Source organism: Streptomyces sp. NPDC042346 (assembly GCF_055581845.1).
The window spans coordinates 596937-614550 of record NZ_JBVJEH010000003.1 but is presented as its reverse complement, the minus strand read 5'-3'; the positions used below and the strand labels follow the sequence as shown (position 1 = coordinate 614550).

The following is a 17614-nucleotide window of genomic DNA, read 5'->3' as shown; positions in this document are numbered from 1 at the left end:
GCCTGCGGGGTCTGTCGGGCCTGCGGGGCTTATGGGGTCTGCCGGGCCCGCCGGGCCTGCGGGGCCTGCCGGGAGCTACGCGGCGGAGGACCCGCCGACGGCCCAGCTGGCGGCGATCCGCCCGGAGGGCCCGGGGGCGGCGCCAGGGCCGGCCTCGTACGCCGACCCGCACTCCGACCCGTACGCCGACCCGTACGCCGACCCGTACGCCGAAGGCGACCCCTCCGAGACCATGCCGCTGTTGCTGCACGGCGTCGGCCGCGTCGTCGACCCGGCGGCCGAGCGGGAGCCGACAGGGGGGCGCAGGCGCGGCATGGTGGTCGCGGCGGTGGCCGCCGTCGCCGTGGCGGGCACCGCGGCCTTCGCGGCGGCCGTCCTCGGCGGCACGGACGCGTCCGACGACCGGGCCTCCGGGCTCGAAGTGACCACGAGCGCGTCCCTCAACGTCGCCGTGTCGGAGGCCCCGTCCCCCTCCGCGTCGTCCGAGACCCCGGAGCCGAGCTCGACGCCCCCGTCCGTACGCCCGACCACCACCTCGGCCTCCGCCTCACCGTCCGCCACACCCACGCCCACCCCTTCCGGCTCCCGGACCACCCCGGCCCCCGGCGCCACGACCGGCGCGGCGGCCCCTCCGGCCGCCACCACCACGGCCACCCCGACGACCGCGACGCCGTCGACCGCGACCACGGCCCCGCCCACCTCGCAGGCCCCCGAGGAGACCGAGGAGCCCACGACCACCCTGGACTACGGCTCCACCGGCCCCGAGGTGGTGGAGCTCCAGGAGCGCCTGACCCTCGCGGGGGCGTACCACGGCAGCATCGACGGGGAGTACAGCCAGGAGGTCTGGCGCGCGGTGAAGAGCTACCAGTCCTGGATGTTCATCGAGGGAGATCCGAAGGGCGTGTACGGCCCCCACACGCGCGAGGCACTGGAGCGGAGCACCTGGCTCTGAGGCACCTCCGGGACGGCCGCGGGACCACGGAACGCGGACCGGTTGGCCAAGACGCCCTCCGGTTTTGTATCGTAGAAAAACAAAGTGGCCCCGCCCGTACACCCTGACCGGCGGGCGGGACCGCTTCGTTCTCCGTACCCCTCTCGGGAGACCCGATGCCTGCCACCACCCCGGCACAGCTCACCGCCCGCGCCCTCCTCCTCGACATGGACGGCACCCTCGTCAACTCGGACGCCGTCGTCGAGCGCTGCTGGCGCCGCTGGGCCGAGCGGCAGGGTCTCGACGCGGACGCCGTCCTCAAGGTCGTCCACGGCCGCCAGGGCTACGCGACGATGGCCGTCCTCCTCCCGGACCGCCCGATGGACGAGAACTACGCCGACAACCGGCTGATGCTCGCCGAGGAGACCGCCGACCTGGACGGCGTCGTACCCGTCCCCGGCGCCCCCGCCTTCCTGGCCGCGATCGCCGAGGTGCCGTACGCCCTGGTGACCTCGGCCGACGAGGCCCTCGCGCAGGCACGGATGGGGGCGGCGGCCCTGCCGATGCCCGGGATCCGGGTCACCGCCGAGTCCGTCGGGGCCAGCAAGCCGGACCCCGAGGGCTTCCTCAAGGGCGCGGCCGAGCTGGGCTTCGCCCCGGCGGACTGCGTCGTCTTCGAGGACTCCGAGGCCGGTATCCAGGCGGGCCGCGCGGCCGGCATGCGGATCGTGGGCGTGGGCCCGCGCGCGGCGGCCTTCGCTCCCGACCTCCACGTCGAGGACCTCACCCGACTGCGGGTCGAAACGGCGACCGACGGCACGATCACCCTCACCGCCCTGGCGTAGGGCTCCGCCACCACCCTGGCGCAGGCTCGCGCCAGGGCCCTGACGCGAGCCCTCGCCACGGCCCTGGCACAGGGGCCCCACCACGTCGGCGCGGGAACCCCCTCACGCCCCGGCGGGCAGGGCTCCCCTCAGCGCCCCGCCCCAGGCCTCTCCCCCCACCGCCCCGCCGCAGGGCTCTCCGCGCCCGCCTCCCGGGGCCGGGTGATCCGGCCGCGCGCGACCAGCTCCAGGGTGGTCGCGGCGGCCACCGCCTGCACCGCGAGCAGCGCGATGAGCACGAAGAGCTGGACGGCGCCCGCGTGCAGCGGTGACGCGCCGCCGAGCAGCATGCCGACGAAGGCCCCCGGCAGCGTCACGAGCCCCACCGTGCGCGTCTGGTCCATGCCGGGGAGCAGCGCGTCCGCCGCGGCCTTCCGCGCCACTTCGAGCCGCGCGTCCCGCTCGATCAGCCCGATCGCGAGACCCGCCTCCACCTCGCCCCGCCGCGTCTCCAGCTCGTCGAGCGCGCGCCGCCCCGCGAGGACGGTGGCCGTGAGCGCCCCGCCGACGAGGATGCCGGTCACGGGGACGAGCGTGATCCCCTTGACCGGTACGAGTCCGGTCACGACGAGCGCGAGGACGACGGGCGCCACGGCGGCGGCGATCGGCACGCCCGCCCACCACCAGCCGCGCCCCGGGGCGGGCACGACCCGCCGCCCCGCCGTCCGTACCGCCACCGCGTACATCAGGAGCAGGAAGCAGAGCAGCAGCGGTACGGAGCGGACGACCCACCCGATCACGAGCGAGACGGCGATCAGCTGGACGGCGGCGCGCACGCCGGCGAGCAGGGTGTCGCGGGCCCGGCCGAGGTGCGCGAGGGCGACGACGCCGGCGGCGAGGGCGAGCAGGACGGCGAGTACCGCCCCAAAGGTGACGTTCACGTCCAGAAGCACACGACCACAGTAGAGCTCTCGCGCAACGCGGGGACGCCGGGCGGAATCTGGCGCTCCATCAGTCACGCCGCACCCCTTGATGTGACGTGCTCATGTCGCCACCCTGTTACCTGGCGCACCCCCCAACGAAACCTGGCGCCGCCACGATGACCGGGCCAGCGCCCGGCACCCCCGCGGGGACGGCACCCAGCCAAGGTCCCCCCACCTCAAGGGAGTTCCCATGCCCGTCGGCATGATCTACGCGCGTCGACTCGCCGTACTCGCCACCTCCGCCACCCTCACCGTCACCGGCCTCCTCGCCACGGCACCGGCCGCCCAGGCCGCCATGCCGACCCCCGTCAGCGCGGCCACCGCCCGCACCTACCTCGCCGCCCTCACGGTCAAGGCGGAAGGTTCCTCCTCCGGCTACAGCCGGGATCTCTTCCCGCACTGGATCACCCAGTCCGGGGCCTGCAACACCCGCGAGACGGTCCTCAAGCGCGACGGCGTGAACGTCGTCACCGACTCCAGCTGCGCCTCGGTCAGCGGCAGCTGGTACTCCGAGTACGACGGCGCCACCTGGACCGTCGCCTCCGACCTCGACATCGACCACATGGTCCCCCTCGCCGAGGCCTGGCGCTCGGGCGCCAACGCGTGGACCACCGCGCAGCGCCAGTCCTTCGCGAACGACCTCACCCGGCCGCAGCTGATAGCCGTGACGGACAACGTCAACCAGTCGAAGGGCGACCAGGACCCGGCGGAGTGGCTGCCCTCGCGCACGTCGTACCGCTGCACGTACGCCCGGGCGTGGGTGCACGTGAAGTACTACTGGAACCTCAGCGTCGACTCGGCGGAGAAGAGCGCCCTGCAGTCCGTCCTCAACGGCTGCTGACCACACACCCCCTGAACCACCGTCACCACGGCGGCCCCGGGGAGTGAACCGCACCACACACTCCCCGGTGGCCGAATGTTGAACTTGCAAGTACTAGTGAGGGGTGCCTAACCTTACGGCTTCGTCGGTTTCCGTCCCCCGCACCCCGTCCTCCCCACGGACGGGGTCAGGCCGAAGGAGTTCCCCCCATGAGCACCACCAGCCAGAACAGCCTCACAGCCCGCCTGAACCAGGCCCAGCCCTACGCGCTCGGCCTGTTCCGCATAGTCGTCGGCCTGCTCTTCGCCTGCCACGGCGCCGCCTCGCTCTTCGGCGTCCTCGGCGGCACGATGGGCGGCGGCACCGTCCCGGCCGGCACCTGGCCGGGCTGGTACGCGGCCGTGATCCAGCTCGTCGGCGGCGTCCTGGTCCTGGCCGGACTCGGCACCCGGAGCGCCGCGTTCATCGCCTCGGGCTCGATGGCGTACGCGTACTTCAAGGTCCACCAGCCGGAGGCCCTCTTCCCGCTCCAGAACGGCGGCGACACCGCGGCCCTGTTCTGCTGGGCCCTCGTCCTGCTCGTCTTCACGGGCCCGGGCGCGCTGGCCCTCGACGGACTCTTCGGCGCCGGGAGCGGCGCGGCCACGAGGACCGGCGAGGAGCACGAGAAGCAGGGCGCGCCGATCGCGGCCTGAACCACGCCCTGACGGAAGGCGCCGGAAACCGGAGGGCGGTTTCCGGCCTTTTCCGTGCGCGGCACCCGGCCCGCCGCGCACCACACCCCAGCCCCACCCCCAGCCCCACCCCCAGCCCCACCCCACACCACCCCAGCCCAGCCCAACCCCGCCCCGCCCCGGCCCGGCAGGGGCTTCCCCCCACACCCGCACCCATCCGCACGCACATCCCGGCACCCGCCCGGAAGGGGCTCCCGGACCCCCGCGTAGGCTCTGGCCCGTGAATCTGCTCGACAGCCTCGGCTCGCTGCGGTCGTTGACCGCCGGCCCGTGGATCTACCCGGTGGTGGCGGCGTCGATCCTGCTCGACGTCTTCCTGCCCGTGCTGCCGAGCGGTTTCCTGGTGATCACCGCCGCCACGGCCGCGGCGACGGCCACCGCGGCCTCCCCCGACGTGCCGTCGGTCCTCCCGCTGCTCCTCTGCGCGGCCACCGCTTCCGTACTCGGCGACTTCCTGGCGTACCGACTGGCCCGGCGGGGCGGCGCCAGGCTGGACAGGGCGATCGCCCGCTCGCGCCGCCTCTCCCTGGCGCAGGAACGTCTCGGCACCGCACTGGCCCGGGGCGGCGGGCTGCTCGTCGTGCTCGCGCGCTTCGCCCCGGCGGGCCGCTCCGTGGTCTCGCTGGGCGCGGGCGCGGCCAAGCGGAGGATCAAGGACTTCCTGCCGTGGTCGGCGCTCGCGGGCGTGACCTGGGCGTCCTACAGCGTCGGGCTCGGCTGGCTGGGCGGGCAGTGGCTGGGCGCGACCTGGTTCAGCGCGGGGGTGTCGACCCTCGCGCTCTTCCTGGCGGGCGGCCTCGCCGCGTACCTCATACGGCGTCCGGCTGCGGCTCCGGCTCCGGTCTCCTGACGGCGGCGGGGTGCGCCCCGCGCACCTCCAGGCCGGCGAGGAGCCTCGCGGTCGCCTCGGTGATCTCGTCCACGGCGCGGTCGAAGACCTCGCGGTTGTGGGCGGCGGGCGCGCGGAAGCCGGAGACCTTGCGGACGTACTGCAGGGCGGCGGCCCGGAAGTCCTCCTCGGTCGCCTCCTCGGGCAGCGCGGGCGGTCGGAGCGTCTTGATGCTGCGGCACATGCTTCCAGTGTGGCGCGCCCCACTGACAATCGCCCCGAATCAGCACCTCACCGCACAACACGGCACCCACCCGCCCCCTCCCTCACCTCACCTCACCTCACCTCACGAGAGGCCACGCCTGCTGCGCGCGTTGATCTCGGCGGCGCGGGCCCGCAGCTCGCGCAGGGGCGTGGCGAGCTGTACGTCGGCGGGGTCGGCCTCCCACTCGGCTCCGCCGTGGACGGTCCGGATCAGAAAGCGCCCGGAGACGCTCTCCACATAGAAGCCGACCCGCCCGGTGGCGGCGTCGCGGACGAGGTCACCGACCTCCGGCAGTGGCTGCACGCATCCCCTCCGTCCCGAATTCCTGAAGCCTGGGGACCACAAGAGAAGCGGCGCCACCCCGCCCTGTCAACGTATCTCTAGAGATGTCCCCCGATGGATGGATCGACCCGGCGGGACGGCGCACACGTGTGCACCCTGGCCCGGGGGTGCGCCTAGGGTGTCCCGCAGATGAAGGGAGTGGTCCACCCGTGACTGACCAGGACAGTGTTCGCCGGCCCAAGTACCAGCGCATCGCCGATGAGTTGAGAACCGCGATCCAGTCGGGCGCCTTCGCGCCGGGCGACCGGCTCCCCGGCGAGAACGACCTCATGTCGACGTACGACGTGGCCCGGATGACGGCGCGCCAAGCCCTCTCCGTCCTGCGCACCGAGGGTCTCGCCGAGGCCCGCAAGGGTGCGGGGGTCTTCGTCCGGGTCTTCCGCCCGCTGCGCCGCCGGGGCATCCCGCGCCTCGCCGGGGACCACTGGGGCAGCGGGCGCTCGGTCTGGTCGGCGGACGTGGAGGACCGGACCCTGGTGGTCGACCAGATCGAGGTGGCGGAGGCGGAGGCCGGCGTGAGGGTGGCGGGGGCGCTGAACCTCGCGCCGGGCGCGCCGGTGTGCGTCCGCAGCCGCCGTTTCGTCCTGGACGCCAAGCCGGTGCTGCTGTCGGTCTCGTACCTCTCCGCGGAGCTGGTGCGCGGGACGGCGATCACGGAGCCGGACACGGGTCCGGGCGGCACGTACGCCCGGCTGACCGAGCTGGGGCACGGGCCGGTGAGGTTCCGTGAGGAGATCCGCTGCCGGATGCCTACGGCGGACGAGTCGGAGCGGCTGGCCCTGGAGTTCGGCACGCCGGTGGTCCTGATCGGGCGTACGGCGTACACGGGCCCCGGGGTCGCGGTGGAGCTCAACGAGATGACGCTCGACTCGTCGTCGTACGTGCTGGAGTACGACTTCGACGCGTGACCTCGAAGCGGGCGCCGGGGTCGGCGTGGGCGACGTCGCCGGGGAACTCGGCGGCGGCCATCGCGACGGCCTCGCCGGGCTCGACGCCGGACCCGACATGGGTCACGACGAGCCGCCCGGCACCGGCTTCGGCGGCGCTCCGCCCCGCCTGTGCGGCGGAGTGGTGCCCGGCCACGTCCCCATCGGCCTCGCAGACGAACAGGTCGCACTCGCGGGCGAGTTCGACAAGGGAGGGGCAGGGCCGGCAATCGCCGGAGTAGACCAGGGAACGCCCGTCCTGGTCCTCGACGCGCAGCGCGAAGGCGTCGAGGCCGCCATGGTCGACGGCCCGGGCCGAAAGGCTGAGACCACCGATCCTCGCCACATGCCCGTCGCACAACTCCTCTATGGCGAAGGCGCTTTCGACGGGACTGCGCTCGGCCCCGTTGGTCAGGAACCCGGCGAGCCGGTCGGCGATGCCGGCGGGCCCGAAGAGGGCCACCGGTACCGAGACGTCCAGCCCCGCGTACAACAAGGCGTAATAGGCGGTGAGCAGGTCGGCGCTGTGGTCGGCGTGCAGGTGGGAGATCCAGACGGCGTCGATGTCGCCGAGGGCGGCGTACCGCTGGAGCTCGGCGAGGGTACCGGTGCCGGCGTCCACCCAGACACGGACGCCGCCGCCCTCGACGAGGTACCCGGAGCAGGGATTGCCGGGCCGGGGAAAGGGGGTGGCGGACCCGAGAACGGTGATCCGCAGTACGTCACGATCCATGACCCCAAACTAGGCGAACGCCACACCGCCCTCCCCTTCCTCCTCCCCCTCCCTCCCCCTTGGCCGAACTTGTGCGGAAGGGGTGAAGGACGTGCGTATCCTGTGTGCTCGCCGGGCCCCATCGGCGGGTGCCCGGCAGAAACTGAGGGACATTCATGCTTCGTGCACGCACGCTCGCGGCGCTGACCGCGGCCGCCGCTTCCGGCGTCCTGCTGCTGCCTTCGCCGGCCCAGGCCGCCGGCTCGGTCCACCTGTACAAGATCTACTACGACAGCCCGGGCTCGGACCTGCGCTCGAACACGAGCCTCAACGGCGAGTACGTGCAGATACGCAACACGACCGGTGCCGCGGTGAACCTGCGGGGCTGGACGGTCACGGACGCCGCGAACCACAAGTACACCTTCGGGTCCTTCACCCTGGGCAAGGGCAAGATCGTGACGGTCCGCACGGGCCGCGGCACGAACACGTCCGCGAACGTCTACCAGAACCGCGGCGCGTACGTCTGGAACAACGACAAGGACACGGCGACGCTGCGCAAGAGCAACGGCACGTGGGTCGACAACTGCTCGTACAACTCGACGCGGGTCGACTACAAGTGGTGCTGACCCCGCACCGCACCTGACGAACCGCGGGCCCCGGCGCACCCGGGGCCCGCGGCCGCCTCAGGAAGGCTCCGACTCCTGCCGGGCGGCGGGAACCCCATGCTGCGCCACATCGGCATTGACCTGCCCACCAAGCGTCATCACATTCAACGTCGCCGAATTCTCACCGGCGATGGCCCGCTCGACCCGGGCGACGAGCGCGGAGAAGGCCTCGCGCCTCGACAGGCCGTGGTAGGGCCCCACTTTGGTCTCGAAGTACACGCGCTCGTGCCCGAGCAGCTGCTCGGTCGACCGGTAGTTCTTCCACTGCTCCCGGTACCGGTACACGCTCTCCAGCGACACGGCGGCGACGACCACGACGCTCAGCACCGTGGCTGTGACCCGCGCGAACGCGAGGTCCACGTTCACGAACACCGGCACGAGCGCCCCACCGACGACGGACACGGTCCGCATCCGCAGATGCATCGCCTTCATCCGGGTCGCCTTGGTGTCGTACCACTCCTGGTACTGCACGAGCCTGGTCTCGATGTACCGCTGCGGCGTCATCTCACCGCTCTGCACCGCGGATTCGGGCGCGTCCCCCACCTCAGCCATGCCCCGGAGTACACCCGCCCGATCAGGCCCACGTCAACTCTCCCCATTCCCCCACGCCCCACCCCGCCCCAAGGTACGTTCATCCCACCTTCGACCAGTGACCCTCAGGGAGGACACCATGGCCCACCCCCTCCGCACGACGAAGACGACCGAGTCCGCCATCGCCCTCGCCCTCCTCGCGGCCGCCGCGGCAGCCCTGGCCCTCCCGGCAGCGACAGCCACCACGGCCAGCGACCGGGAGACCGGCACGGTCAAGCCGCTCGTCGAGGCAAGCGCCGGGGACAAGAAGGTCGAAGTCATCAAGGCCTGACCCCGACCACGCCGTCACCGGCCGATGTCAGCGCTCAGGGCTGTCCCGGCACTGCTCGCGCCGGCAGTCGTCGCCTCGCCGGCTTCCATCTCCGGCATCGCCACCGTTCGGACGCACGGAATCCTCCCAGCGCTCGCCGCGCCAGGGGAGGCGCAAGCGCAGCGGACCGGAGCACGGAGGCACACCGCTCCGAACGGCCTACTCCCCACGTGTGTCGCCCGAACTCAGACCTCCCGCGACGCCTCCGGGAACCCGTCATCCCCAGCCACCCGCGCAGAACCCCGCAGCGCATCCGCATCACGTTCTGCGCGTTCCAAGGCGGCGATCGCCTTGCGCCGCCACCGAACGACCAGGAGCGAGCCGAGCACCGTCACCAGCAGCGCGGCGATCGCGGCGCCCCAGACCAGGCCGCCGACGAGATATCCGAGCGACTCCATCGCTTCCCCCTCAATCGAGACACGAACTCGTGCACGGTACGGACGCACAGATCGCGCTGCGGGCAGGGGCAGGGGCAGGTAGCTACGCCTAGGATCCGCGTTCGGCGGTGAAGATCGGTGCGAGGGAGCGATCGTGGAACAAGCGTTGTATGTCCGGTTCCAGGGAACGGTAAGGCATTCACGAGGACACTTCCCCGGCGTCTTCATTCTTGCCAATGAGCTCGCGGCACAGGGCAAGTTGACTGACGAGCAGTACCGGTTCTGGAGGTCCAACAACGACTGGTACGACGTCAATTACACAAATCCGAGCACAATCGACCCGGATGTGTACGACCCCGAGGTGAACCCCGGCGCCGTGGCCTGGTTCAAGTCGTCCGCTGAAGGTCTCATCAAGCGTGTGGACGGATACCTGGAGCTTCTCGCCGCACATGGTGTCGAGTGCCGTCGCTTGGCGTCTTCGAACCCCGGCCGGGTCATCTACGAGGACGAGAATCAGATCGTGGTTGTCCCGACAGCAAAGTCGGGCGTCTGACCCACCCCGCCCACCACTCACCAAGCCTCGTTGCAGCGCTTCCGGGATTTCCGAGGACTCCTCGTCCGGCGTCTCGGGGTCCAGTAGGTGTTGGACGAGGGAGATCGCCGTCGTGGCTTCGGACGTGGGGCCGTTCCCAACGACTGCGCCCAGGAGGCGGATCGCGTAAACCGCGGACATCCGGCCCTCAGCCTCTGCCGGTGTGTGGCCAGTCGACCGCGATCGACTCCGGCGAGACCCTCCGAGCCGGACGGGCGACTTCCTCACCACCTCCCCGCGACTTTCCTCACCGCCGCCGGCGTCGCTCCCCGCGTCGTCATGGAGATCCTCGGGCACTGCCAGATCGTGGATGTCAAAGGCCCCGGACCATGATCGGTCCGGGGCCTTTGTACTGGTGGGCGCGGACGGTTTCGAACCGCCGACATCTACTTTGTAAGAGCAGGTGGCCGCTCGCGAGCATCGCCGCCCTCACTGCGAGCGCTGGCGTCCTAGTCGCCCTCTGACAACTCGCCGCCCGCTGAAGCACCACGCCCCCTTCGCCTTTGGGCGGAGGGGGCCGAGACCGAGCGTTTCTCCAGTGAGTGTGATCACCCAGACGGCTGACGCCAGCACAGTCGCACGCGGGCACGAGACAGGCACCCCCCTGCATCTCGTCGGCGCGGCCGCCCCTTCCTCACCCTCGCCGACAATAGTTGGCCACCACATCAAACATGGCCGATTTCACGCCTACCCCAGACCCTGGCAATACATAGGATCGACAGGTTCGCTTGATGATCGAGGACGAAAAGGGACTTTCGTGAGACTTGGTATAGGTGCAGCCGTCGTCGGTACAACCGCAGCCGCAATGCTTGGCCTCGGCGCCATTCCGGCTGCAGCAGCTGGCGCAACTTCGTGCCCCAGCGACGGAAAGATCACCACCTTTGACCGATGCACCAAGCTGGACAACGGCATTCTTTCTATGGGCACGAACCCTTCCGGGAATTACGTGAGCGTCAACTACTACCGCACCCGCAGTGGCCCCCTCGACGCAAAGCTCGGCTACGAGCGTCTTTCCATCACCAACTGGTGGGCAATGCAAAACATGACCGCCGCCCCCGCCCACTACAACAGGAGCGCTGGCATCAGCGCGAGCTGCTCCGCGATCATCGGCAAGCTCTACACCAGCGGCGGAACCACCTACACCACGCCGGCGTCAGACCCCTGCTAGACCTCGCCAACAGATACCAGGGCCCGTCCGTACCTCACTAGAGGGTATGGACGGGCCTTCTCCTGCGAACAGGCCCTCACGTGATCAAAGCCGTTTTTCAACACGATCTCGACTTTCTCGGGTTCGCCATCACAGCCACCCTCGTAACCGGCGCCGTCGTTTATCTCGTGGCCGCACGGCGCATCGATCGCCCTCAAGCTGCGTTTTACGGACTGTGGGCATCCTCGACCGTTGGGCCAGCCTTCCTCACCACGTGGGGCGGCAGTGGGATCCTGACCTACGAATGCACGATCAACCCCGCCGTTGCCGAGACATTCACGACGACGCAGGGGCAACTCAACGTTCTGCTGTTCGCTCCATTCGGCCTGTTCGCCGTACTTGCCACCAGGCGCCCCCTCTTCAGTTCGGCGGTCGGAGTCTTGTTCACTGCGGCGGTGGAGACCGCGCAGGCCACGATGCCTTTCATCACCCGCCTCTGCGACACCGACGATCTTGCTGCCAACAGCGTTGGGGTTCTGGCAGGAGCCGCCATCGGCACCGTCATCTGCCGCGGAATCCATCAAGGCACCCCGCTTGCTCAGACGGCGGTCCGGCGCGGCACCATCGCAGGTACCGCCGCATTGCTGCTCATCACCGTGGCGTGGGCAACGGCCATCGAGCCGGTACGCGCTGTCCTGCCCACCGCGACCCCCACCGCAAGTCCTGAACAACTTCGGGCCCTCAACGCAGCGCTTGAGAATACTTTCGGTGACGCCCACATCGTCGACAAGGCGAATTTCCACAACAACATCGAAGGCCCCAGCACCATCAACGCGCCTCTTCCCGGGGGCTTCGTCGAACTGACCTGGCCCGACCGCGAGAAGCTCACGGTCCACTTCACCCCTACCAGCCAGGGAGAAGGGACGTATGCATACAAAATTCCGGAGGCCAGTCGCCCAGTAGGCACGGCAGAACAGGCTCAGCAGGTCGCGACGCTCTTTGCCCAGCGCACCGCTCCCTGGGCACTTCGCGGCTCGAAGGTCAAGGTCTGGCCGGTCGACGCAAGCAGTACAAGTCTCGGCTGGGTAGTCGAATGGCGCCGGTGGCAGGGCAAACTCCTCATGCCCATGCGCCTGGACATCCTGATCGAACCCTCCGGCCGCCTGACCGACCTCATCGCCCGACATGTCGATGACCCCAAGCTGCCGCAGATCGACATCAGCGAGAGCGACGCCTGGAAGAGATTCGAATCCCACCACAAGCTCAAGCCCGGCACAGGCAAGCGTGAAGAGCCCATCTACCTGGTCGAGCGACAGGACGACAAGTGGCGCGTCCACTGGCGCCTGGCGGCACGTCAGGCAGACCTATTGCTGTCAGCCACCGTGGACGCCACCACCGGTGACATCCGGAACGCCTCTGCAATCCCAGCACCGGAAGGCGACCAGCCTCTGCCAGGCGTAGAGGGGGCAGTGGGCCCTGAACCCGGGCAGTAGACAGTGGGGCCGTCCACACCCTTGACTTGGATTGCGGAAGTCGAGCTCTAGCGCGGGCGCGCCTCGGTCGGCAGGCTTGCCGACCGAGGCGAGGTCGACGCTCTGAAGCGTGTACGCGGAAGCGGTTGAGACCACCGTCGTCCACTACACGCCCGCCGCATAGGTCCACGCCCCCTCTGCCTCCGGGCGGAGGGGGCGGCTTCGTCGCGTCCGGGGTCAGTCGAGCGGAAGAGCCTGGTGCGCTGCGACGATCGCGTCGATCCGCTGTGCGAGGTCGAAGTCCGCAGCCGTCAACCGGTAGCCCGCGTCGTACGTCGTGATGGCCGCCCGCAGGTGGTCCATCCGCAGGTCCAGGTCCGCATGATGCTGAACCCGCCGCGACCGGTCCGCGATCGTCACGATCGCAGCCACCGCCGCGTGATACCGGATCGGGTACGTACGGCTGATCGTGTCTCCCTCGCGCTCCCACCCCGGCACGCCAGCCAGCGCGGCCGTAATCTCCGTCTCGGTCAGCGGCTCAGGCACACCCATGCCAGATCCCCTCGGTCACGGGCGTCAGAGCCTCGGCGATGCCCCGCCCGACCGGGGCATCCTGCCACGGCCTCATCGCCCTCTCCAGGGCGGCTAGTTCGCGCAGCATCCGCGCAGATCCCGTCTCGACGGCGATCACTGCAACGTCCCGGGCGATCTCTACGGCCTGCTCTGGCTCGCGCGCGGTCGCGGCCGCCGTCGCATACCGCGCCATGTAGACCCCGCGGTCCCGCCGGGCGGTGGCCGGGACGACGTCGAGCACCTGCGACCACAGGTCGCTCGCCTCGGCGCCGAGCCCAAGTCGGCCGTAACAAGTCGCCCGCTGCACCTTCAGATACCCAGGGGTCCGGCGACAGGCGTTACCCCAGGGAAGGTCATCGTCGACCCGGGGCAGGATCCGGCCGGCCTCATCGATGAGCCGGTCCACCGTGTCGCGGTCACGCAGGAGGCTGGCACCGTGGGCCTGCTGCTGCATGGCCATGACCCGGATCTTCGGGACGACCTGGTCATCGTCGAGGGCGGCCTCGCACAGATCGACCACACCAGCCCCGTCGCCGAGGTCGGTGCGGACCTGCGCGCTGTTGACCATGGCGTAGCCGATGAGGTGCGGGTCGCGGGCCCGGAGTGCTATCTCCTGCGTGATGCCCCGCCAGAACGCCGCGGCACTCAAGTCACCGGCGTCCTGGTAGAGCCAGCCGACGAGCGCGGCGTACGCGGCCCCGACCCGGAGCAGGCCGCGGCGGGTCTCGCCGGTCGCGCTGCGGGTGAGCTTGTCGATGAGCTGGAATTGCGGTCCGAGGGTGCCGATGAGGTCGTGGGGGCCGAGGAGCATGTCGGCCCGGTAGTGGCCTTCGAGCTGGGACTGAAAGTAGTCGACGAGCGCGGGATCCACCTGTTGCGCCGCGAGCGGCCCGGGAACGAGCGCGGCGGCGGTGACGGTGAGGAAGGACTGCTGCTGCACGGTGGTCTCTTCGTGGTGCTCGGGCCGGATCCAGCCCGGCGGTGCGGTGAACCCGAGGTCCTCCGGCCGCCGCCCGAGGGCGTCGTGGAAGACGAGCGCCGTCTCTTCCGACGGCCACCCGGGGCGGGGCCCTTCCCACCGGCGCCATGTCCGAGGGGACACGGTGAAATGCAGGTCGTCGAGGAGGGCCTGGCCGCGCACGGTGAGCGCGGCCGCTGCCGCGTCGGCCGACCTCCATCCGACCCGGAGGCGGGCGGCGCGGAGGGCGTCGTTGCGGCTCATGCCGCCAGTGTGGGGTGTCATCGCGGTGCCTCTGGGCCGTGGCCGCGACGTGGCCATGCGTGGCCACTCGATGGCCTATCTGCTCGGTGCCGTGCTCACACATCATCGACCCGTAGCCGAAGGGGCGTACAGCTAACGACGGAGATGCCCCTCCAACTTGATGGACGGGAGCAGCCGATGCCGGAGCAGATCAAGCACGAGAGGCCGCCCGAGCAGACGGTCGAGGTGCACCTCGGCGCCCTCCTCCTTCAGGTCGCGGACGCCGTGGAAGACCACGTCGAGGAAGCAGCCGAGGCCGACATTCGGCAGGCCATGAGCATGCGGCACCACCCGGACGCGCTGTCTCTCGCAGCCCTCACGAACAGGCTGCTGACGCACTGCATCACGCTCGCCGCCGGCGTCACGGAGATCCCCGAGGCCGAGCGGCCCCTGTGCGGAAGGGCAGTCCTCGAGACCTGGGCCAAGCTCAAGGCGGACGGGCCCGCGGACGGCCCGCTCGGCCCGTGGTCGTACGCCAAGCACCTGGCCCTCGCCGCCCGCGACATGTTCCAGGCGATCCACGATCGCCGCCATCAGACACAGAGCCACGCGTTGTTCGTGGGCCGCCCCGGCATGCCCCCGCTCGCTCACAAGGCCCGATGAGCGAGTGGAAGCGTCAGGCCCTCTTCTGCCTGATCGCTCTCGGCATCCTCGCCGCCCTTGTCGTCGGCGTCACTACTGACTCCCGTCCCACATGAGGCGGGTCCACGCACCATCGGAAATCCACCAGCCTGGAGGAACCATGGCCTGCACGACCGGCAACCCGACGCCCTGCTCGTCCAGTCCCGAGCCCGGCAACCCGCCCGGTGTCCGAGACTTGCTGGGCGACGCCTACTTCACCGGCACGGTCCTCACGGTCCTCGACGACAACCCCGGCATGGACTCCGCGACGGCTGAGAGGGTCGTCACCGAGGCCACGAAGTTCGTGCACGCCGCCAGCTTGTTCCCGACGGCGCGTATCCCACCCACCAGCGAGGTGGACGCCGGCTGGCACGCCCTCATCCTCCACACGCACCCGTACGCAACCCTGTGTAGCCGCCTTGGCCGCTTCGTCCACCACTACCCCGAGCGCCCCGACGCGGCCCGCCACGACCCGGACGTCATCACGCGCACCATCGCCCTCATCGAACAGGCCGGCTACACCCCCGACGCCGAGCTCTGGACGGGTCGCGTCGGGGAACTGGTCGGGGTAGTCCGGCACACCCCGCCCGGCGGCTGCGGCCCGATCAACCCCGGCAGCTGCGCCTCGCTCCCTCCCGAGGAATAGGCTCGACGCCTGCCGACGGACGGAGAGTCATGGACGCACGCAACGTTTCTTCACTGCACGACTCGATGCGCAAGTACGGGATCCCCGGGGCCTTCGAACCGGTGGACCCTAAGAACCGGGCGGGTGAGTGGAGAGTGATCGACCCGGTCGACCGGCGGGACATCACTGAGGCCGTGCTCGCCCGCGTGGCAGCTGCCGACCGCCACCGGCCCACCCGCGGTTTCATCATCGCGGGATAGCAGTTCGAGGACCGCCCCGGCCGGACCGTCCCCCGGGCCGGGGCTACCTCACCAGCTCCGCGAGGGGCACGTCGAGCGCGTCAGCGATGAGCAGCAGGGTGTCGAGAAGCGGGCTGGACTGGCCCTGCTCGATGCGAACGTACGTGGCCCGGTCCATCGGGATCGCGTGGGCTACCTGCTCCTGGCTCAAGTTTGCGTGGAGGCGTGCCGCTCTGATCTGGGCGCCGATGGTTCACCGGCGCGCGGCGACCCAGTCGGGGGATTCCGTAGAGCGTGGCACGCGGCGAACGATGCTGCCTACATCCCCTTTCGCCACATCCATCAGGTCCGACTCCATGGGGATGTGGCATCTATGTGGCATCCGAACGCAGAACAGCCCCTCAGTCGATTTCGACTGAGGGGCCGCAACAGGCTTTCACCTGCTGTTTCTCCTGGTGGGCGCGGACGGTTTCGAACCGCCGACATCTGCTTTGTAAGTTCGCTTGGGCCCGCCACACAGAGCCCTCGACCGCATGTCACCACACCGTCGGCGACCGCCTGACACCGCCCACGTCCGGGCCCGTTGATGTCAGCTGGTGATGTCAGAAATCGAGACTGCTCCGGCACTGCTCGCACTCGTCGTCTCGCTGGTGAAGTCGCCGTAGGTCTTGCAGCGCAGCGACAGGGAACGGGTACCGATGCCATTTCGCTAGGTAGCCGGCCTCGCCATGGAGGCTGCGTACAGCCTGGGCGGCTTCCATGACTGCGTGGCTGAACACACGGCGGGGTTGTGTGGAGCTCCAGGACAGGGTGCCCTCCCCGTCGGGTGCGTCCCAGCTCGTGCTCACGTCCGGAAACGAGTAGATAGCGATGTACACGTCTGCCCCGCGGCGCCGGAGCCGCCACCTCACCTCGGCCGGTTCGAGGTCGAAGGAAACCCGCTGCACGGACGAAGTCCCGTACAGACCCGTCACCCCGAACAGCAAGTCGGCCAAAGCGTCCGTGCAGTAGCTGACGATGTACTTCCGCTCCGCAGCAGTGTCGGCGATTCGACACGCGGCCCATCCAGATCCGCCCAGCTCCCAGCTGAACTGGAGATCACCTGTCACGCCCACCCCTCCCGCGTCGACTGGCGCTGCCTGTCAACGACTGACTGGTACCTCATAGACGATCTCGCACAAAGCGGCAGGCACGACGATGTCAGCGGTCTCCACGGGCCGCCCCTGCTCGCTGTAGTACGTCCGCCGGATGTGCGTCACGAGAGAGGCCTTCTGGATCCCCAGGAGCGACGCCTCCTCGGCGGTGGCCTGCCGCGGCTCCGGCTGCTCCACTGCATGGCTGACCGTGATGCCGATCTCAGCCATGCGATTCGCGACGCCCACCCCAGCGTGCGGCCCTCCCTCGGGAAGAACGACGACGGTGCCGGCCGTGAGGTCGTATGGCTCCCAGCTCGTAGACAGCTGTACGGGCCGACCGTCGGCAAGGAACTCGTACATGGTGCGGACGCACAGGTCCCCTTCGGCGATACCGAGACGCGCCGCGATCTCCGCCGGCGCAGAAACCTTGGCCTCGGTCCGGCTCTCCCAGTCCCCCAGCTTCCCCACGGCGTTCATGTCGGCGCGGAACGGAGAACCTCCCCGCTGCTCGCGCGCCGACGACCGGACCACGCGCACACGCTGACGGGGTTCGGCCACGTACGTACCGGAGCCCGCACGGCCTTCCAGGACCCCCTGCGAGATCAGTAGCTCCTGAGCCCGGCGCACGACGTTCGACGT

25 protein-coding genes and 1 pseudogene are annotated in these 17614 nt (G+C 70.1%); 15 read left to right on the top strand and 11 right to left on the bottom strand.

Going from position 1 to position 17614, the window contains the following annotated elements; all coding sequences use genetic code 11:
- Positions 1 to 31: 31 nt before the first annotated feature.
- A complete protein-coding gene (locus ACZ6K0_RS16475) occupies positions 32 to 952 on the top strand; it encodes a peptidoglycan-binding domain-containing protein (RefSeq protein ID WP_469228596.1) in 921 nt (306 codons plus the stop codon).
- A gap of 155 nt (positions 953 to 1107) precedes the next feature.
- A complete protein-coding gene (locus ACZ6K0_RS16470) occupies positions 1108 to 1776 on the top strand; it encodes an HAD-IA family hydrolase (RefSeq protein WP_376404883.1) in 669 nt (222 codons plus the stop codon).
- 128 nt (positions 1777 to 1904) lie between these two features.
- Here ACZ6K0_RS16470 and ACZ6K0_RS16465 read toward each other — a convergent pair whose 3' ends face one another.
- Positions 1905 to 2708: an ABC transporter permease gene (locus tag ACZ6K0_RS16465; RefSeq protein ID WP_469228597.1), complete on the bottom strand. Its 804-nt coding sequence runs from the start codon at positions 2706 to 2708 to the stop codon at positions 1905 to 1907.
- Between the two features lie 220 nt (positions 2709 to 2928).
- Between ACZ6K0_RS16465 and ACZ6K0_RS16460 the strand changes: the two genes are divergently transcribed.
- The 3 genes from ACZ6K0_RS16460 (at position 2929) to ACZ6K0_RS16450 (ending at position 5142) form a co-directional block, all read left to right on the top strand.
- Positions 2929 to 3579: an HNH endonuclease family protein gene (locus ACZ6K0_RS16460; protein ID WP_469228599.1), complete on the top strand. Its 651-nt coding sequence runs from the start codon at positions 2929 to 2931 to the stop codon at positions 3577 to 3579.
- Between the two features lie 188 nt (positions 3580 to 3767).
- Positions 3768 to 4253, top strand: a complete 486-nt coding sequence (locus tag ACZ6K0_RS16455) for a DoxX family protein (RefSeq protein ID WP_469228600.1) — start codon at positions 3768 to 3770, stop codon at positions 4251 to 4253.
- 265 nt (positions 4254 to 4518) lie between these two features.
- Positions 4519 to 5142, top strand: coding sequence for a DedA family protein (locus ACZ6K0_RS16450; protein WP_376405220.1), 624 nt, complete (start codon positions 4519 to 4521; stop codon positions 5140 to 5142).
- On the opposite strand, the gene ACZ6K0_RS16445 is transcribed toward ACZ6K0_RS16450, so the two are convergent.
- Complete coding sequence (locus ACZ6K0_RS16445) at positions 5102 to 5365, bottom strand: DUF2277 domain-containing protein (RefSeq protein ID WP_376404892.1); 264 nt, start codon at positions 5363 to 5365, stop codon at positions 5102 to 5104. The two genes, ACZ6K0_RS16450 and ACZ6K0_RS16445, sit on opposite strands and share 41 nt — an antisense overlap.
- Positions 5366 to 5467: 102 nt before the next feature.
- The gene (locus ACZ6K0_RS16440; protein ID WP_469228602.1) at positions 5468 to 5689 is read right to left on the bottom strand and encodes a hypothetical protein; all 222 of its coding nucleotides are present in this window, start codon (positions 5687 to 5689) and stop codon (positions 5468 to 5470) included.
- A 188-nt stretch (positions 5690 to 5877) separates the two neighbouring features.
- On the opposite strand from ACZ6K0_RS16440, the gene ACZ6K0_RS16435 reads away from it, so the two are divergent.
- Complete coding sequence (locus ACZ6K0_RS16435) at positions 5878 to 6636, top strand: GntR family transcriptional regulator (protein ID WP_376404896.1); 759 nt, start codon at positions 5878 to 5880, stop codon at positions 6634 to 6636.
- On the opposite strand, the gene ACZ6K0_RS16430 is transcribed toward ACZ6K0_RS16435, so the two are convergent.
- A complete protein-coding gene (locus tag ACZ6K0_RS16430) occupies positions 6578 to 7387 on the bottom strand; it encodes an MBL fold metallo-hydrolase (RefSeq protein WP_469228603.1) in 810 nt (269 codons plus the stop codon). The genes ACZ6K0_RS16435 and ACZ6K0_RS16430 overlap by 59 nt on opposite strands.
- Before the next feature lie 155 nt (positions 7388 to 7542).
- On the opposite strand from ACZ6K0_RS16430, the gene ACZ6K0_RS16425 reads away from it, so the two are divergent.
- Positions 7543 to 7992 (top strand): lamin tail domain-containing protein, encoded by a 450-nt coding sequence (locus ACZ6K0_RS16425; RefSeq protein WP_376404901.1) that lies wholly within the window; start codon positions 7543 to 7545, stop codon positions 7990 to 7992.
- Between the two features lie 57 nt (positions 7993 to 8049).
- Here the strand turns inward: ACZ6K0_RS16425 and ACZ6K0_RS16420 are convergent, their stop codons facing one another.
- Positions 8050 to 8583 carry a DUF4231 domain-containing protein gene (locus ACZ6K0_RS16420; RefSeq protein ID WP_376404903.1) on the bottom strand — a complete coding sequence of 178 codons (534 nt, stop codon included), beginning with the start codon at positions 8581 to 8583 and terminating at the stop codon, positions 8050 to 8052.
- Between the two features lie 118 nt (positions 8584 to 8701).
- Between ACZ6K0_RS16420 and ACZ6K0_RS16415 the strand changes: the two genes are divergently transcribed.
- Positions 8702 to 8893, top strand: a complete 192-nt coding sequence (locus tag ACZ6K0_RS16415; RefSeq protein ID WP_469228606.1) for a hypothetical protein — start codon at positions 8702 to 8704, stop codon at positions 8891 to 8893.
- 224 nt (positions 8894 to 9117) lie between these two features.
- Here ACZ6K0_RS16415 and ACZ6K0_RS16410 read toward each other — a convergent pair whose 3' ends face one another.
- Complete coding sequence (locus ACZ6K0_RS16410) at positions 9118 to 9330, bottom strand: hypothetical protein (protein ID WP_469228607.1); 213 nt, start codon at positions 9328 to 9330, stop codon at positions 9118 to 9120.
- Positions 9331 to 9463: 133 nt separating this feature from the next.
- Here ACZ6K0_RS16410 and ACZ6K0_RS16405 point away from each other — a divergent pair, with 133 nt between their 5' ends.
- The 4 genes and pseudogenes from ACZ6K0_RS16405 (at position 9464) to ACZ6K0_RS16390 (ending at position 12541) form a co-directional block, all read left to right on the top strand.
- Entirely contained in the window at positions 9464 to 9862 is a 399-nt protein-coding gene (locus tag ACZ6K0_RS16405; protein ID WP_469228609.1) for a hypothetical protein, read from the top strand.
- Positions 9863 to 10129: 267 nt separating this feature from the next.
- Positions 10130 to 10207 (top strand): annotated as a pseudogene (locus tag ACZ6K0_RS16400) (tyrosine-type recombinase/integrase); the annotation flags it as partial.
- Between the two features lie 499 nt (positions 10208 to 10706).
- Positions 10707 to 11069, top strand: coding sequence for a hypothetical protein (locus ACZ6K0_RS16395; RefSeq protein ID WP_469228610.1), 363 nt, complete (start codon positions 10707 to 10709; stop codon positions 11067 to 11069).
- 80 nt (positions 11070 to 11149) lie between these two features.
- Complete coding sequence (locus ACZ6K0_RS16390) at positions 11150 to 12541, top strand: VanZ family protein (RefSeq protein WP_469228612.1); 1392 nt, start codon at positions 11150 to 11152, stop codon at positions 12539 to 12541.
- A gap of 216 nt (positions 12542 to 12757) precedes the next feature.
- Here ACZ6K0_RS16390 and ACZ6K0_RS16385 read toward each other — a convergent pair whose 3' ends face one another.
- Together ACZ6K0_RS16385 and ACZ6K0_RS16380 are read right to left on the bottom strand one after the other, a co-directional pair.
- A complete protein-coding gene (locus ACZ6K0_RS16385; RefSeq protein ID WP_469228613.1) occupies positions 12758 to 13072 on the bottom strand; it encodes a 4a-hydroxytetrahydrobiopterin dehydratase in 315 nt (104 codons plus the stop codon).
- Positions 13059 to 14315, bottom strand: a complete 1257-nt coding sequence (locus tag ACZ6K0_RS16380; protein WP_469228615.1) for a Twin-arginine translocation pathway signal — start codon at positions 14313 to 14315, stop codon at positions 13059 to 13061. Before ACZ6K0_RS16380 ends, ACZ6K0_RS16385 begins: the two co-directional genes overlap by 14 nt.
- Before the next feature lie 177 nt (positions 14316 to 14492).
- Between ACZ6K0_RS16380 and ACZ6K0_RS16375 the strand changes: the two genes are divergently transcribed.
- The 3 genes from ACZ6K0_RS16375 to ACZ6K0_RS16365 all read left to right on the top strand — a co-directional run bounded on the left by ACZ6K0_RS16375 (position 14493) and on the right by ACZ6K0_RS16365 (position 15860).
- Complete coding sequence (locus ACZ6K0_RS16375) at positions 14493 to 14957, top strand: DUF6415 family natural product biosynthesis protein (RefSeq protein WP_469228617.1); 465 nt, start codon at positions 14493 to 14495, stop codon at positions 14955 to 14957.
- A gap of 139 nt (positions 14958 to 15096) precedes the next feature.
- A complete protein-coding gene (locus tag ACZ6K0_RS16370) occupies positions 15097 to 15621 on the top strand; it encodes a glycine-rich domain-containing protein (protein WP_469228618.1) in 525 nt (174 codons plus the stop codon).
- A 29-nt stretch (positions 15622 to 15650) separates the two neighbouring features.
- Positions 15651 to 15860 carry a hypothetical protein gene (locus ACZ6K0_RS16365; RefSeq protein WP_469228620.1) on the top strand — a complete coding sequence of 70 codons (210 nt, stop codon included), beginning with the start codon at positions 15651 to 15653 and terminating at the stop codon, positions 15858 to 15860.
- A 43-nt stretch (positions 15861 to 15903) separates the two neighbouring features.
- Here the strand turns inward: ACZ6K0_RS16365 and ACZ6K0_RS16360 are convergent, their stop codons facing one another.
- The 3 genes from ACZ6K0_RS16360 to ACZ6K0_RS16350 form a co-directional block, all read right to left on the bottom strand.
- Positions 15904 to 16077, bottom strand: coding sequence for a helix-turn-helix domain-containing protein (locus tag ACZ6K0_RS16360; protein ID WP_469576372.1), 174 nt, complete (start codon positions 16075 to 16077; stop codon positions 15904 to 15906).
- Between the two features lie 364 nt (positions 16078 to 16441).
- On the bottom strand, positions 16442 to 16948 hold the full coding sequence (locus ACZ6K0_RS16355) for a hypothetical protein (protein ID WP_469228621.1): 507 nt from the start codon (positions 16946 to 16948) through the stop codon (positions 16442 to 16444).
- Positions 16949 to 16981: 33 nt separating this feature from the next.
- Positions 16982 to 17614 (bottom strand): GntR family transcriptional regulator (locus tag ACZ6K0_RS16350; RefSeq protein WP_469576235.1); only part of this gene is annotated, 633 nt, incomplete at its 5' end.

Coding starts and splice junctions, on each gene's coding strand:
- ACZ6K0_RS16425 (WP_376404901.1), top strand. CDS start 7,543: ATGCTTCGTGCACGCACGCTCGCGGCGCTGACCGCGGCCGCCGCTTCC.
- ACZ6K0_RS16395 (WP_469228610.1), top strand. CDS start 10,707: ATGCTTGGCCTCGGCGCCATTCCGGCTGCAGCAGCTGGCGCAACTTCG.
- ACZ6K0_RS16430 (WP_469228603.1), bottom strand. CDS start 7,387: ATGGATCGTGACGTACTGCGGATCACCGTTCTCGGGTCCGCCACCCCC.
- ACZ6K0_RS16420 (WP_376404903.1), bottom strand. CDS start 8,583: ATGGCTGAGGTGGGGGACGCGCCCGAATCCGCGGTGCAGAGCGGTGAG.
- ACZ6K0_RS16380 (WP_469228615.1), bottom strand. CDS start 14,315: ATGAGCCGCAACGACGCCCTCCGCGCCGCCCGCCTCCGGGTCGGATGG.
- ACZ6K0_RS16475 (WP_469228596.1), top strand. CDS start 32: ATGGGGTCTGCCGGGCCCGCCGGGCCTGCGGGGCCTGCCGGGAGCTAC.
- ACZ6K0_RS16370 (WP_469228618.1), top strand. CDS start 15,097: ATGGCCTGCACGACCGGCAACCCGACGCCCTGCTCGTCCAGTCCCGAG.
- ACZ6K0_RS16375 (WP_469228617.1), top strand. CDS start 14,493: ATGCCGGAGCAGATCAAGCACGAGAGGCCGCCCGAGCAGACGGTCGAG.
- ACZ6K0_RS16415 (WP_469228606.1), top strand. CDS start 8,702: ATGGCCCACCCCCTCCGCACGACGAAGACGACCGAGTCCGCCATCGCC.
- ACZ6K0_RS16385 (WP_469228613.1), bottom strand. CDS start 13,072: ATGGGTGTGCCTGAGCCGCTGACCGAGACGGAGATTACGGCCGCGCTG.
- ACZ6K0_RS16365 (WP_469228620.1), top strand. CDS start 15,651: ATGGACGCACGCAACGTTTCTTCACTGCACGACTCGATGCGCAAGTAC.
- ACZ6K0_RS16455 (WP_469228600.1), top strand. CDS start 3,768: ATGAGCACCACCAGCCAGAACAGCCTCACAGCCCGCCTGAACCAGGCC.
- ACZ6K0_RS16445 (WP_376404892.1), bottom strand. CDS start 5,365: ATGTGCCGCAGCATCAAGACGCTCCGACCGCCCGCGCTGCCCGAGGAG.
- ACZ6K0_RS16470 (WP_376404883.1), top strand. CDS start 1,108: ATGCCTGCCACCACCCCGGCACAGCTCACCGCCCGCGCCCTCCTCCTC.
- ACZ6K0_RS16410 (WP_469228607.1), bottom strand. CDS start 9,330: ATGGAGTCGCTCGGATATCTCGTCGGCGGCCTGGTCTGGGGCGCCGCG.
- ACZ6K0_RS16460 (WP_469228599.1), top strand. CDS start 2,929: ATGCCCGTCGGCATGATCTACGCGCGTCGACTCGCCGTACTCGCCACC.